Source organism: Paraburkholderia sp. SIMBA_027, assembly GCF_046535315.1.
GTDB lineage: Bacteria > Pseudomonadota > Gammaproteobacteria > Burkholderiales > Burkholderiaceae > Paraburkholderia > Paraburkholderia tropica.
In genome coordinates this window covers 1-233 of sequence record NZ_JAWRWY010001660.1, presented here as the reverse complement: position 1 = coordinate 233, position 233 = coordinate 1, and the positions used below count along the sequence as shown (strand labels likewise).

Here is a 233-nt window from a genome sequence, read left to right as displayed (position 1 = left end):
CGTCTATGCCGGAACCCTTCCGTTCGGCGGTATCGTTCTGGGCGAACTCGTGCACACCACCATGAGTGGTCCTGATCTCCCGTGGTGGGTCTGGGCAGCCGTTTTCTGGGCCGGAGCCGCGGTCCTTGGTTATTTCAACATCGAGCTTTCCGCAAAGTTCCTGACGGTGTTCCTCTTTCTTGAGATCGTCATCATTGTCGGGTATGACTTCTTTGTCTTCGTCAACGGCGGAG

General features: G+C 56.2%; 1 pseudogene. It reads left to right on the top strand.

Features of this window, described 5'->3' with window-relative positions:
- Window positions 1–233, top strand: a pseudogene (locus SB764_RS44810) (hypothetical protein); the annotation flags it as partial.